The following is a 13,112-nucleotide window of genomic DNA, read 5'->3' as shown; positions in this document are numbered from 1 at the left end:
GAGATTCCTGTGGGAGCGGGCTTGCCCCGCGAAGAGGCCGGTACAGGCTTACAAGGACTTCTCGAAAATCTTGGAGTTGCGCTGGTAGTTGTACAGCGATGCCCGCGCCGCCGGCAGCCGCTCCACGCCACTGGGCGCAAAGCCCCGCTCGCGGAACCAGTGCGCAGTCCGCGTAGTCAGCACGAACAACGTATTCAGCCCCATCTGCCGCGCACGGCTCTCGATGCGCTCCAGCAACTCATCGCCCCGCCCGCCATGCCGGTACTCCGGGTTCACCGCCAGGCACGCCAGCTCCCCCGCCTCGGAATCGGCAATCGGGTACAGCGCTGCACACGCGATGATCATGCCCTCGCGCTCGACCACACTGAACTGTTCGATTTCCCGCTCCAGCACCTCGCGCGAACGGCGCACCAGGATGCCCTGCTCTTCCAGCGGGCTGATCAGCTCCAACAGGCCGCCCACATCCTCGATGGTCGCCTCACGCACGACTTCGAACTGCTCCTGCGACACCAGCGTGCCGCCACCACCGCGGGTGAACAGCTCGGTCAGCAGCGCGCCGTCTTCGGCATAACTGACGATATGGCTACGCGCCACGCCGCCCTTGCAGGCCTCGGCGGCCGCATCCAGCAATTCGCCCTGGTAGTCGCTGCCCAGGCGCAGCAAATGCGGCGCCACCTGCTGTGGGCGCAGCTCACGCACCAGCTTGCCCTGCTCATCCAGCAGGCCCGGTTCGGCGCCGAACAGCAGCAGCTTGTCGGCACCCAGCTCGATGGCCGCGCGGGTGGCCACGTCTTCGCAAGCCAGGTTGAAAATTTCGCCTGTGGGCGAATAACCCAACGGCGACAGCAATACGATGGAACGCTCGTCGAGCAGGCGGCTGATGCCTTTGCGGTCGACCCGGCGCACTTCGCCGGTGTGGTGGTAGTCCACACCCTCGAGCACACCGATCGGCCGCGCCGTGACCAGGTTGCCGGACGCCACGCGCAGGCGCGAGCCCTGCATCGGCGAGGCGGCGATGTCCATCGACAGGCGTGCTTCGATGGCCAGGCGCAGGGCACCCACGGCATCGATCACGCAATCCAGAGTCGCCGCATCGGTGATGCGCATGCCACGGTGGTAGTGCGGGGTCAGGCCACGGTCGGCCAGGCGGCTCTCGATCTGTGGGCGCGAGCCATGCACCAGCACCAGCCGCACGCCCAGGCTGTGCAGCAGCACCAGGTCGTGGACGATGTTGCCGAAATTAGGGTGGTCCACCCCATCGCCAGGGAGCATGACTACAAACGTGCAGTCGCGATGGGCATTGATGTACGGGGAAGCATGACGCAGCCAGTTGACGTAATCGGGCATGACAGGGCCTGTGGATAAGTGGACGGAGAACGGCGATACAGGGGGCGTTCAAGATCATCGTCGGAACAGGCTTGCGGTCACGCGCGGTCTCCTCTAGGCAGGAACGAATAAGCTCAATGGACGTTTAGTGCAGGCAATAGTGCCGAATCAAGTCACGCAATAGACGCACGGTAGGCTCGATTCGTGACATTTCCAGGTACTCGCCGGGCTGATGGGCACAGGCGATGTCGCCAGGGCCCAGCACGATGGTCTGGCAGCCCAGCTGCTGAAGATAAGGTGCTTCGGTGCCAAACGCTACCGCTTCGGCGCGGTGACCGGTCAGGCGTTCGGCCACCTGTACCAGCTCGGCGTCCGCCGCCTGCTCGAAGGCGGGCACTTCCGGGAACAGCGGGGCATAGTCGATGCGCACCTCGAACCGCTCCGCCACCGGCGCCAGCTTCTGGCGAATCGCTGCCCGCAGTTGCTCGACATCCATCCCCGGCAACGGCCGCAGGTCGAATTCCAGCGCGCATTGGCCGCAGATCCGGTTGGGGTTGTCGCCGCCATGGATGCAGCCGAAGTTCATCGTCGGTGTAGGCACCGTGAACTGCGGGTTACGGTAGGTTTGCTGCCATTCGCCGCGCAACTGCATCAGTTCGCCCATTGCGGCGTGCATGGCTTCCAGGGCGCTGCGGCCGAGGGACGGGTCCGACGAATGGCCGCTGCGCCCGAGGATGTCGATGCGGTCCATGAGGATGCCCTTGTGCATGCGGATCGGCCGCAGGCCCGTGGGCTCGCCGATCACTGCGGCGCGGCCCAGCGGTTGGCCGGCCTCGGCCAAGGCACGCGCGCCGGACATGGAGCTTTCTTCGTCGCAGGTGGCGAGAATCAGCAGCGGCTGCTTGAAGTCATGCTCCAGCAACGGCACCACCGCCTCGATGACCAAGGCGAAAAAGCCCTTCATGTCGCAGCTGCCCAGGCCAACCCAACGGCCATCGACCTCGGTCAGCTTCAGCGGGTCGCTCGACCACAGCTGCTCGTCGTAGGGCACGGTGTCGCTGTGCCCAGCCAGCACCAGGCCACCCGGGCCGGTGCCACGGCTGGCCAGCAGGTTGAACTTGCCGGGGCTGACCTGCTGGATGTCGCACGTGAAACCCAGGTCACCCAACCAGCCGGCCAGCAGGTCGATGACCTGACGGTTGGACTGGTCCAGCGCAGGCTGGGTACAACTGACCGAAGGTGCGGCGATCAAAGCGGCGAACTGGTCTTTCAGCGTCGGCAACGGCATGCCTGTACTCCTCGGAAGCTTTGCCCATCATAGGACCATCTGCCGTCTGGAATAAACCGTTGACGGCCGACTCCTGTAGACTCTCTGCCAACGAGCCCCTCCTTCGAGCCTGCGATGCACAAAGAAACCGAACTCAAGCTCCGCGCCAGCCGCGAGACCCTTGCCGCCCTGCGTGAGCACCCCCTGCTGAAAAAGCGCAACAAGTCCGGTTGGCAGACCCGTGAACTGCTCAACCAGTACTTCGACACCCCGGAGCGCGAGCTTTCCGCCGCCCGTGTCGCCCTGCGCCTGCGCCGCGATGGTGATGCAATCATCCAGACTTTGAAGTGCCGCGGGCAAAGCGTGGCCGGGCTGTCCGAGCGCAACGAGTACGAGTGGCACCTGGACAAGGTCAAGCTCGACCTGAAAAAACTCGACGGCACCTGCTGGCCCGAGCAGTTGGCTGCGCTCGACAAGAAAACCATCAAGCCGCTGTTCACCACCGACTTCAGCCGTGAATACGCCGAAATCGCTTGGGGCCGCGGCAAGAGCAAGGTCGTGATCGAGGCCGCGCTGGACCAGGGCTTCGTGATCGCCGGCAAGCGCAAGGAAGAAATCTGCGAGTTGGAGCTCGAACTGCGCGAAGGCGCACCTGAAGCCCTGCTGGAACTGGCCGCCGAGCTCGCCGCCAGCCTGCCGCTGATGCCTTGCGACATCAGCAAGGCCGAGCGTGGCTACCGCCTGCTGGAGCCCGAAAGCTACGAGCTGGGCCTGCCCCAGACCGAGCTGGACGCCGAAATGGCCCTGGACGATGCCTTCGCCGCCCTCGCCTGGCAGTTGCTCGGCAGCAGCCAGCGCCTGGCCGAGCAATACCGCCACAATGGCCACTGGCGCCTGCTGCAGGACTGGGTGCAGTCCCTGGCCGAACTGCGCGCACTCGTCGCCAGCCTGGGCCAGGCCGCACCGCGCGCCACCACCCGCGAACTGCGCGCCAGCCTCGACGCGCTGCTGGAAGACTGGCGCCCACTGGTGCAGGCCGGCAACGATGACGAAGACATCCGCCGCGCTGCGCCTGAGCAATTTGCCGAAGAACTCGAAGACGTGCGTTGGGGCCAGTTCTCGCTGGAAACCTCGCGCTGGCTGCTGGCCCGTGGCTGGACCGTCGAGCGCAAAGGCCGTGGCGAACGCCAGGGCAAGGCGCAGCTGGCCAGCTGGATGGCGCACCTGCTGGGTGAAGAAGGCCGTTCGCTGAAACTGCCGCTGTACACCCAGCGCCCGGAAGACCTGGCCGAACAGCTGCCGCGCATCGAACAGCTGCTCGCCTGGCTGCACCATGCGCGCCAGGTGCTCGAAGCGCCGCAGATGGACCGCCTGTACGGCGACCTGAAAAAGCTGCACGAGCTGGCTGAACTGCCGCTGTCCGAAACGCCCGACGAGCTGCTTGAAGCCCGTATCGAGCAGGCCCGTGCGGTTGATCAGAGCCGTGGCTGGAAGTACCTGCTCAAGGCCTGATCGGCGTCGCTAGCCCTGTAGGAGCAGCCTTGTGCTGCGAAGAGGCCCGTTTTGCCACAGATTTTTTCTGGTCAAACCGGCCCCTTCGCAGCACAAGGCTGCTCCTACAGATCGTGTGCTATCTCGACAGTGGCAGGCTGGTGGTGGATTTGATCTCCGAAAGCGCCACGATCGAATTGACCTCCTGAATCCCCGGCACATTCGACAGTTTTTCGAAGAAAAACCGTTCATACGCCTCAATGTCCGAGGTAACGATACGCAGCAGGAAGTCCACCGAGCCCATCAGCACGTAGCACTCCAGCACCTCCGGAAAACCTCGGATCGCCTCGGTGAACTCGGTGAAATTGGAGCGCCCGTGCGCGTTGAGCTTCACCTCTGCAAAAATCTGCGTGTTCAGGCCGATCTTCTTGCGGTCGAGCAACGTCACCTGCCCACGTATCACCCCCTCCTCCTTCAGCCGCTGGATGCGCCGCCAGCAAGGCGACTGCGAAAGCCCCACACGCTCGGCGATCTGTGCGCTGGACAGCGAAGCGTCCTCCTGCAGCAATTCGAGGATGCGCCGATCATAGGCGTCCAGTTCGCTTTGCATTAATAAGTCTCCAAGTCACGATAATCCGAATAAAACAATCCGCCATACCGGCCAATTAGTCGAATCATAGCGAAAAAATACCCGCCTCAACGTGCAAGAATTTCTCCCACATTTGCGGAGACCAGCATGAACGCACTGCCACGTACCGACGCCTGGGCCGCCAGCAACGCCCACAGCACCGTGCACTACCGCCTGCAGGCCGAGGCCGAGCCCGACAGCTTGTGCCGGGTGCTCAACCTGTTTGCCTTGCAGTTTCTGACCCCGCACCACGTGCAGGTCAGCCAACAGGATGACTGGCTCGCCATCGAGATCGGCATTGGCGGGCTGAGCTGGCATCGGGCCGAGGTGATTGCGCAAAAATTGCGCAACTTGGTGTGCGTGGGCGACGTAAGCCTGATAAACCTGGCGCGCGTGGAGCTGGCGGTGGTCTGACACCGCAAGATCCAGAAACCCTTTGCCCGCCGTAAGCGCACCACACCCGGCTAGCCTTCAACAGGACTCCCCACCTGGCAAGGACGCCGCCATGCATACCCCCGACAACCAAGCCCTCGACCTCAAGCGCCTGCTCCAGGCCTTGCTCACCGACCGGCACCTGGACGCCAGCGACACCCTGCTGGTACTGCAGCAGGCCGCGTCACGGCCGACCTGCCACCCTCTGGAGCTCATCGCCGCCCAAGGCCTTGAAGACCGCAAGCACCCCGGACAGCCCTTGGACCTGGACCGCCTCTGCCAATGGCTGGCTGACAAGATCGGCCAGCCGTTCCTGCGCATCGACCCCATGCAACTCGACATGGCCCAGGTCAGCGGGCTGATCTCCCCCGCTTTCGCCCAGCGCCATGGCATTCTCGTCGTCGCCGCCGACCCTTCCGGCGTCACCGTGGCCAGCGCACAGCCCTATCAGGATGACTGGCAAGCGGACTTGGCCAGGAGCCTGGGCAGGCCCATCCGCCGCGTGCTGGCCAGCCCGCTGCAGATACGCCAGCTGGGGCAGTCGTTCTTCCGCCTGGCCCAATCGGTACAGGGCGCGCAGCACCAGCAGTCAGCCAGCCTGGGCGAGCTCGAACACCTGCTGGAGCTGGGCAAACGCCAGGCCGAAGCCAGCGCCGACGATGCTCACATCGTGCACATCGTCGACTGGCTGCTGCAGTACGCCATCGAGCAACGCGCCAGCGATATCCACTTGGAGCCCCGCCGCGAAAAAGGGCAGCTGCGCTACCGCATCGACGGCCTGCTGCACACCGTCTACGCCTTCCCCGCGGGCGTCACCCTGGCGCTGGTCAGCCGCCTCAAACACCTCGGGCGCATGGATGTGGCAGAGAAACGCCGGCCACAGGACGGCCGGTTGCAAAGCCGCCTTGCCGGCGGCGGCGAAGTGGAATTGCGCCTGTCGACCTTGCCGACGCCCTTTGGCGAAAAACTGGTACTGCGCCTGTTCGACCCGCAACAGCTGCATGAAGGCTTCGACCGCCTGGGCCTGGAAGGGCAGCAACTGGAGCAATGGCGCGCGCTGCTGGGCCAACGCCAGGGCATCATCCTGGTGACAGGCCCCACGGGTTCAGGCAAGACCAGCACGCTCTACGCCAGCCTCAAGCTGCTGGCCACCCCGCAAGTCAACCTGTGCACCATCGAAGACCCCATCGAGCGGCTAGAGCCGGCCTTCAACCAACTGCAAGTCCAGCCCGCACTGGGCCTGTGCTTCGCCGACGGCGTGCGGGCGATGCTGCGCCAGGACCCAGACATCATCATGATCGGCGAGATCCGCGACCGGGAAACCGCCCTGGTGGCCGTGCAGGCAGCCCTCACCGGGCACCTGGTGCTGTCGACCCTGCACACCAACGATGCCTGCGGCGCGATCACCCGGCTGCAGGAACTGGGCGTGGCTGATTACCTGATCAAGGCAACGCTGATCGGGGTCATGGCGCAGCGCCTGATTCGCACCTTGTGCGGCGATTGCCAGGGTTGTGCCTCGGCAGCCAGCGGTCAGCCCTGCCGCACCTGTCGCGGTACCGGTTTTCAGGGCCGTACTGGCCTGTTCGAACTGTTGATACCCAGCGAAAGCCTGCGCGCGCAGATAGGCCCACACACCGACCTGGCGCAGTTGCGACGCCAAGCGCTGACCGAAGGCTTGGTAGACCTGCGCCGCTGCGGGGAGGCGAAAGTGGCCCGGGGCCTGACCGCTACAGAGGAAGTGCTAAGGGCCTGTTCCTGAGCAAAAAACCCTTGTATTCAAGGAACTTGCACCCCCTCGGCAGGATCAAACCGCGCATCTTCAACCCTCACCCTTCGAGGTGTTTCAACATGCGTCTCAAAACCGCCATCGCGACCGCTGCCTTGCTTTCGCTGCCAATGGGCTCCGCCATGGCCGATACCTTCTGGCGTAACGTGATTTCTTCCGGTGCAACCACGGCGTCGACCTACCTGACGTCGAAGGATCACAAACTGGTAATGGCCGCGCAGGACGACGCCGGCAGCTTCGTGGCCAGTGAAGGCGCAATCCGCGGGCCGTTCCTGGAATCGGCGATGCGCCAGGTGCGCGCTGAAAACCCAGGGATGCAGGCCAGCGACATGGAACTGGCCAATGCCATTCTGGCCAAGAACGCAGTGTCAGAATAGGTATCTGCTGCCGTCAGTTCTAGTCTCGGCCAGACTAGAACTGATCAAAGCTCTTCATCCCAGATACTCTCTATCGCCTATCTGCCTAGGAGGCGTAATACTTGCAGATAGTTGTTCATATGCTCTTGTTCGGGCGTTTACATTAGCCGCAATAAATGCCCCATACGTATTCCTGTCATTGAAAATGCCGGAAAAAAGACCGGCCCCAACGACGACTTTATAGCGCCCGGAAAGCTCACCGATTACCGCGCCCGAATAAATTCCTCTTATAGCGTCACTGGCCTGCTGCTCCGCCAGCTGTCGAGCCTCATCCCCGGCAGGCAAATCCTTAAGTTTGAAAAACTCATTATGACGGTGCTGGGCATTAACTATTTGAGTTTTGAGGTTCGATGGAGCTTCTTGATAGGCGCGCTTGTAATCAGCTATCTCCTCCTTCTGTCGCGAAACGTCTCTGTTGGTCACACCCGCTCCTCGAGCGCCTGTAGATCCACCACGCCGATTATTTGTCAAAGAGGCAGTAGGATCATACCTGTTGCTACTAGCACCGCGCGCTGTACGTGATGGACCTTGCGGTGGTGAAGGTGCACGCGGCCGGTTCTGCTGACCGCGTCCACTCATATGCCCCGATGGATCCGTAAAATTGATGGGATCTCCCTCGCAATAGGCGTAGCTGTTGAGTCCACCTAACGAAAATGGACTTAGGCTATCAGGGGAGCAGAATCTCATGATTCTGGGACTATAGACACGAAATCCATTACCCAATATATAACAGCCCAGAATAGAGTCTAGCACGGCCCCCGTGAAGCCTGGACTGGGGAACAAGGAATATACTATGCAACTGTAACCGTACCCGGTGTACGTATACCTATACGAGACACCACCCTGTACTGCCTCAACAACAGAACCAACAGTATCAGTCGATGCCAGATTTGCAACGCGTAGATCGCCTCCTCCCGACCGCTCGCTTAGAAACCGCCCCTCTGCAAATAGCAATGTCTGGCTGGCGTTCTGACCCTTAACTTGAGTCACCAACTGCTGCCCCTGATAAAACAACCTTCGTACGTCAGGCTGCTTTTCCATTGAAACCTCCATTTGCTGGTTCAGATGCTTCAGACATGGATGCTGCAGGAAACTTTGCCAACGCGAAACTAGCAGAATTGTCAGTCCGCCTCTGCGTAGCACCTATTCTGAAACGCCCGTTTCGTCCCTACCGATAAGCCTCCACCGGCACACACGCGCAGAACAAGTTCCTGTCCCCATACACATTGTCGACCCGGTTCACCGCTGGCCAATACTTGTGCTGGCGTACGTGTGCGCTGGGGGCGATGCCTTGCTCCAGGCTGTACGGCCTGTTCCACGGTGCCAACACGTCAGCCAAGGTATGCGGCGCATGCTTGAGCGGGTTGTCTTCAGCCGGCCAGTTGCCTTCCTGTACCTGAGCGATTTCTGCACGGATCGCCAGCATCGCTTCGACGAAACGGTCCAGCTCGGCTTTCGACTCACTCTCGGTCGGCTCGACCATCAGCGTGCCCGGTACCGGGAATGACATGGTAGGGGCATGGAAGCCGTAGTCCATCAAGCGCTTGGCCACGTCTTCCTCGCTGATGCCGGTCTGCGCCTTGAGCGGCCGCAGATCGAGAATGCACTCGTGGGCCACGCGCTGGTTACGCCCGCGGTAAAGCACCGGGAAAGCCCCGCCAAGTTGGCTGGCCAGGTAATTGGCCGAGAGGATCGCCACCTCACTGGCATCGGCCAGTTGCGGGCCCATCATGGCGATATACATCCAGCTGATCGGCAAAATGCTCGCGCTGCCCCAAGGCGCAGCACTGACCGCACTGTTGTTCGGGTCCAAACCCGGCACCGGCACCACCGGGTGGCTGGCGACAAAGGGCTTGAGGTGGGCGCGGATACCGATCGGGCCCATGCCGGGGCCGCCGCCCCCGTGGGGGATGCAGAAGGTCTTGTGCAGGTTCATGTGCGACACATCGGCGCCGATGTCGGCTGGGCGCGTCAGGCCGACCTGGGCATTGAGGTTGGCGCCGTCCATGTACACCTGGCCACCGTGCTGGTGCACCACGTCGCAGATTTCGCGAATACCCTCTTCATACACCCCGTGGGTCGAGGGGTAGGTGACCATCAGGCACGACAACCGATCCCCGGCCGCTTGCGCTTTGGCCTTGAGGTCCGTGAGGTCGACGTTGCCGTCGTCGTCGCAATCGACGATCACCACCTCCATACCGGCCATCTGCGCCGAGGCCGGGTTGGTGCCGTGGGCCGAGGACGGAATCAGGCACAGGGTGCGCTGGGGCTGGTGGCGGCTGCGGTGGTAGCGGGTGATGGCCATGAGGCCGGCGTATTCGCCCTGCGCGCCGGAGTTGGGCTGCATGCAGATGGCGTCGAAGCCGGTGATGGCGCATAACCAGCTTTCCAGCTCGTCGATCATCGCCTTGTAGCCCACTGCCTGGGCAGCCGGGGCGAACGGGTGCAGCTGGGCGAAGGCTGGCCAGGTGATGGGGATCATCTCGCTGGTGGCGTTGAGTTTCATGGTGCAGGAGCCCAGCGGGATCATTGACTGGTTCAGCGCCAGGTCCTTGTTTTCCAGCTGCTTGAGGTAGCGCAGCATCTCGGTTTCGCTGTGGTGCAGGTTGAAGACCGGGTGCGCAAGGATCGGCGTGCGCCGCACCAGCCCCGCCGGGATGCCTTCTGGCAGCGCCAACTGGTCGAGCGCGGCAATGTCCAGGCCGTGATCGACGCCGAGGAAAATATCCAACAGGCGCAACACGGTCTGCTCGTTGCAGGTTTCGTCCAGGCTCACGCCCAGGTGCCCGCGCCCGAGGATGCGCAGGTTGATACGCGCGTGCTCGGCACTTTCGATGATCGCCGCCTGCGCGCCGCCCACCTCCAGCGTCAAGGTGTCGAAGAAATGCTGGTTGAGCCGCTTGATGCCCTTGGCCTCCAGGCCGGCCGCCAGAATGAAGGTCAGCCGGTGCACCCGCTGGGCGATGCGCTGCAAGCCTTCTGGGCCATGGTAGACGGCGTAGAAGCCGGCGATGTTGGCCAGCAGCACCTGGGCCGTGCAGATGTTGGAGTTGGCCTTCTCGCGGCGGATGTGCTGCTCGCGGGTCTGCAGGGCCATGCGCAGCGCGGTGTTGCCCCGGGCATCGCGCGACACACCGATGATGCGCCCCGGCATGGCCCGCTTGAATTCGTCGCGGCAGGCGAAATAGGCGGCATGAGGGCCGCCATAGCCCATCGGGACGCCAAAGCGCTGGGTCGAGCCCAACACCACATCGGCGCCCAGCTCACCGGGTGGCGCCAGCACCACCAGGCTGAGCAGGTCGGCGGCGACGCAGGCCAAGGCATGCTGGCTGTGCAGATGATCGATCAGCGGGCGCAGGTCGCGTACCTCGCCGTGGGTGTCCGGGTACTGCAGCAAGGCGCCGAATACCGAATGCTTGGCCAGGTTATCCACAGAATCGACGATCAGTTCGAAGCCAAACCCTTCGGCGCGGGTTTTCAGCACCGAGAGGGTTTGCGGGTGGCAGTGCTCGTCGGCGAAAAACGCGTTGCTCTTGTTGCGTGCCACGCGCTTGGCCAGAGCCATGGCCTCGGCAGCGGCGGTGGCCTCGTCGAGTAGCGAGGCGTTGGCCAGGGTGAGGCCGGTGAGGTCGATGACCATCTGCTGGAAATTCAACAACGCTTCCAGCCGGCCTTGGGCGATTTCGGGTTGGTAAGGCGTGTAGGCGGTGTACCAGCCAGGGTTTTCCAGCACGTTACGCAGGATGACGGTCGGCGTGACGGTGCCGTGGTAGCCCATGCCGATGAGGCTGGTCCAGACCTGGTTCTGCTCGGCATAACCGGCGAGCTTGGCCAATGCGGCCTGTTCGTCCAGCGCCGGCGGCAGGTCGAGGGGGCGATTGAGGCGGATCCCCGGCGGGACCGTCTGCTCGATCAGCTCGCTGCGGCTGGCAACACCCAACGCGCTGAGCATGGCCTGCTGCTCCGAGGCATCGGGGCCCAGGTGGCGACGCAGGAACGGGTTGAGCTCTTGCAGTTGATGCAGGGACGGCGACTGGGACATGACGACGCTCTCTTCCTAGACCAGGCCTCATGGAGACTTATAAGTCTAGGAAGGATTGCCGATTGTGCGGGGAAACTTGCTTGCAGGCCCGGCCTCATCGCGGGCAAACCCGCTCCTACAGGGGTATCAGCTGCCGTGCAGTACCTGTGGGAGCGGCTTTAGCCGCGAAGAAAGCGACGCGGTATTACTCGCCGATAGCAGCCTGATAACCCGCAGCATCCAGCAGCTTGTCCAGCTCAGCCTTGTCGCTTGGCTTCAGCTTGAAGATCCAGGCACCGTAAGGCTCTTCGTTGAGCAGCTCTGGGCTGTCGGCCAGTGCTTCGTTGACCGCGATCACTTCGCCACCGATCGGGGCGTAGATGTCGGAAGCAGCCTTGACCGACTCGACCACGCCAGCCGCGTCGCCTTGGGCGAACACCTTGCCGACTTCCGCCAGTTCGACGAACACGACGTCACCCAGGGCTTCCTGTGCGTGGTCGCTGATGCCAACGGTCACTGTGCCGTCGCTTTCCAGGCGTGCCCACTCGTGGCTTTCGGCAAAACGCAGTTCGGCGGGGATATTGCTCATGTCTTGAATTCCTCGATTGGCTCAGCGGTCGGCCCGCCGGTTAAAAATTATTCAAATCAGGATTTTGCCGTGGCGCACGAAGGTCGGTTTGACCACCCGCACCGGGTACCACTTGCCGCGAATCTCGACCTCGGCGCGGTCGCCGGTGGCCATGGGTAAACGCGCCAGGGCAATAGACTTGCTCAGCGTAGGAGAGAAACTACCACTGGTGATCTCCCCTTCGCCAATGCCGGCAACGCGAACCACCTGATGGGCACGCAAAACGCCGCGTTCTTCCAGCACCAGGCCAACCAGTTTTTCCTTCACACCTTGCTCGATTTCCGCCAGCAGGCCCGCGCGGCCGATGAACTCGCGCTCAGCCGGCTCCCAGGCGATGCTCCAGCCCAGGTTGGAGGTGAGTGGGGTATGGGTTTCGTCGATGTCCTGGCCATAAAGGTTCATGCCGGCTTCCAGGCGCAGGGTGTCACGGGCGCCCAGGCCACTGGGGGCGATGCCGGCGCCGACCAGGTCGTTGTAGAAGGTAACGGCCTCGTGGCCTGGCAGGATGATCTCAAGGCCGTCTTCACCGGTATAACCGGTGCGGGCAATGAACCAGTCGCCGTCGGCAATGCCTTCGAACGGGCGCAGCGCGCGAATCAGCGCGGCGCGCGAGGCGCTGAGCAAGGCGGCGACCTTGTCACGGGCCTGCGGGCCTTGGATGGCAAGAATGGCCAGGTCCGGGCGCACCTCGAAATCGACCGAGAACTCGCTCTGCTGGGCCTTGAGCCAAGCCAGCACCTTGGCGCGGGTAGCGGCGTTGGTGACCAGGCGGTAGCCGGCTTCGGTGCGATAGGCGATGAGGTCATCGATGACCCCGCCCTCTTCGTTGAGCAGTGGGCTGTACAGCGCCTTGCCGACACTGTCGAGGCGGGCAACATCGTTGGCCAGCAAATGCTGCAACCAAGCGGTAGCATCACGGCCACTGATGTCGATCACGGTCATATGGGAAACATCGAAGACCCCGCAGTCACTGCGCACCTGATGGTGCTCCTCGACTTGCGAGCCATAGTGCAGGGGCATGTCCCAACCGCCAAAATCGACCGTCTTGGCGCCGAGCGCCAGGTGCAGGTCATACAAAAGCGTGCGCTGTCCCATGGGTTTCTCCTTCCGGGCGTGG

The 13,112-nt window shown here is 62.9% G+C and carries 11 protein-coding genes and 1 pseudogene; 4 read left to right on the top strand and 8 right to left on the bottom strand.

Translation table 11 applies throughout. The annotated features are described in order from the left end of the window. Nucleotides 1-48: 48 nt before the first annotated feature. Complete coding sequence (gene argA / locus AB7M33_RS10010) at nt 49-1,347, bottom strand: amino-acid N-acetyltransferase (protein WP_027592250.1); 1,299 nt, start codon at nt 1,345-1,347, stop codon at nt 49-51. Between the two features lie 124 nt (nt 1,348-1,471). Next, nucleotides 1,472-2,614 (bottom strand): acetylornithine deacetylase, encoded by a 1,143-nt coding sequence (argE, locus tag AB7M33_RS10005; protein ID WP_238210240.1) that lies wholly within the window; start codon nt 2,612-2,614, stop codon nt 1,472-1,474. 114 nt (nt 2,615-2,728) lie between these two features. On the opposite strand from argE, the gene AB7M33_RS10000 reads away from it, so the two are divergent. Then, nucleotides 2,729-4,105, top strand: coding sequence for a CYTH domain-containing protein (locus AB7M33_RS10000; RefSeq protein ID WP_027592248.1), 1,377 nt, complete (start codon nt 2,729-2,731; stop codon nt 4,103-4,105). A gap of 118 nt (nt 4,106-4,223) precedes the next feature. Here AB7M33_RS10000 and AB7M33_RS09995 read toward each other — a convergent pair whose 3' ends face one another. Next, nucleotides 4,224-4,694 carry an Lrp/AsnC family transcriptional regulator gene (locus tag AB7M33_RS09995; protein ID WP_085272198.1) on the bottom strand — a complete coding sequence of 157 codons (471 nt, stop codon included), beginning with the start codon at nt 4,692-4,694 and terminating at the stop codon, nt 4,224-4,226. Nucleotides 4,695-4,820: 126 nt separating this feature from the next. On the opposite strand from AB7M33_RS09995, the gene AB7M33_RS09990 reads away from it, so the two are divergent. The 3 genes from AB7M33_RS09990 (at nt 4,821) to AB7M33_RS09980 (ending at nt 7,307) form a co-directional block, all read left to right on the top strand. Next, on the top strand, nt 4,821-5,126 hold the full coding sequence (locus AB7M33_RS09990; protein ID WP_454242789.1) for a hypothetical protein: 306 nt from the start codon (nt 4,821-4,823) through the stop codon (nt 5,124-5,126). Nucleotides 5,127-5,217: 91 nt separating this feature from the next. Beyond that, entirely contained in the window at nt 5,218-6,903 is a 1,686-nt protein-coding gene (locus AB7M33_RS09985) for a GspE/PulE family protein (RefSeq protein WP_454242788.1), read from the top strand. 89 nt (nt 6,904-6,992) lie between these two features. Beyond that, the gene (locus AB7M33_RS09980; protein WP_099430742.1) at nt 6,993-7,307 is read left to right on the top strand and encodes a DUF2388 domain-containing protein; all 315 of its coding nucleotides are present in this window, start codon (nt 6,993-6,995) and stop codon (nt 7,305-7,307) included. A 54-nt stretch (nt 7,308-7,361) separates the two neighbouring features. Here the strand turns inward: AB7M33_RS09980 and AB7M33_RS09975 are convergent, their stop codons facing one another. From AB7M33_RS09975 to gcvT, 5 genes and pseudogenes are all read right to left on the bottom strand, one after another. After that, the gene (locus tag AB7M33_RS09975; protein ID WP_454244268.1) at nt 7,362-7,769 is read right to left on the bottom strand and encodes a hypothetical protein; all 408 of its coding nucleotides are present in this window, start codon (nt 7,767-7,769) and stop codon (nt 7,362-7,364) included. Between the two features lie 168 nt (nt 7,770-7,937). Beyond that, nucleotides 7,938-8,387: pseudogene (locus AB7M33_RS09970) on the bottom strand (RHS repeat-associated core domain-containing protein); the annotation flags it as partial. 127 nt (nt 8,388-8,514) lie between these two features. After that, the gene (gene gcvP / locus AB7M33_RS09965) at nt 8,515-11,388 is read right to left on the bottom strand and encodes an aminomethyl-transferring glycine dehydrogenase (protein WP_454242787.1); all 2,874 of its coding nucleotides are present in this window, start codon (nt 11,386-11,388) and stop codon (nt 8,515-8,517) included. A 184-nt stretch (nt 11,389-11,572) separates the two neighbouring features. Next, nucleotides 11,573-11,956: a glycine cleavage system protein GcvH gene (gcvH, locus tag AB7M33_RS09960; protein ID WP_027592242.1), complete on the bottom strand. Its 384-nt coding sequence runs from the start codon at nt 11,954-11,956 to the stop codon at nt 11,573-11,575. A gap of 51 nt (nt 11,957-12,007) precedes the next feature. Then, a complete protein-coding gene (gcvT, locus tag AB7M33_RS09955; protein ID WP_265968698.1) occupies nt 12,008-13,090 on the bottom strand; it encodes a glycine cleavage system aminomethyltransferase GcvT in 1,083 nt (360 codons plus the stop codon). Nucleotides 13,091-13,112: the final 22 nt, after the last annotated feature.

Source organism: Pseudomonas sp. Y3 TE3536 (assembly GCF_053629175.1).
The sequence above is the reverse complement of the archived record's forward strand: the minus strand, read 5'-3'. Positions and strand labels throughout refer to the sequence as shown.

Coding starts and splice junctions, on each gene's coding strand:
- AB7M33_RS10000 (WP_027592248.1), top strand. CDS start 2,729: ATGCACAAAGAAACCGAACTCAAGCTCCGCGCCAGCCGCGAGACCCTT.
- AB7M33_RS09990 (WP_454242789.1), top strand. CDS start 4,821: ATGAACGCACTGCCACGTACCGACGCCTGGGCCGCCAGCAACGCCCAC.
- argE (WP_238210240.1), bottom strand. CDS start 2,614: ATGCCGTTGCCGACGCTGAAAGACCAGTTCGCCGCTTTGATCGCCGCA.
- AB7M33_RS09995 (WP_085272198.1), bottom strand. CDS start 4,694: ATGCAAAGCGAACTGGACGCCTATGATCGGCGCATCCTCGAATTGCTG.
- AB7M33_RS09985 (WP_454242788.1), top strand. CDS start 5,218: ATGCATACCCCCGACAACCAAGCCCTCGACCTCAAGCGCCTGCTCCAG.
- gcvP (WP_454242787.1), bottom strand. CDS start 11,388: ATGTCCCAGTCGCCGTCCCTGCATCAACTGCAAGAGCTCAACCCGTTC.
- argA (WP_027592250.1), bottom strand. CDS start 1,347: ATGCCCGATTACGTCAACTGGCTGCGTCATGCTTCCCCGTACATCAAT.
- gcvT (WP_265968698.1), bottom strand. CDS start 13,090: ATGGGACAGCGCACGCTTTTGTATGACCTGCACCTGGCGCTCGGCGCC.
- gcvH (WP_027592242.1), bottom strand. CDS start 11,956: ATGAGCAATATCCCCGCCGAACTGCGTTTTGCCGAAAGCCACGAGTGG.
- AB7M33_RS09980 (WP_099430742.1), top strand. CDS start 6,993: ATGCGTCTCAAAACCGCCATCGCGACCGCTGCCTTGCTTTCGCTGCCA.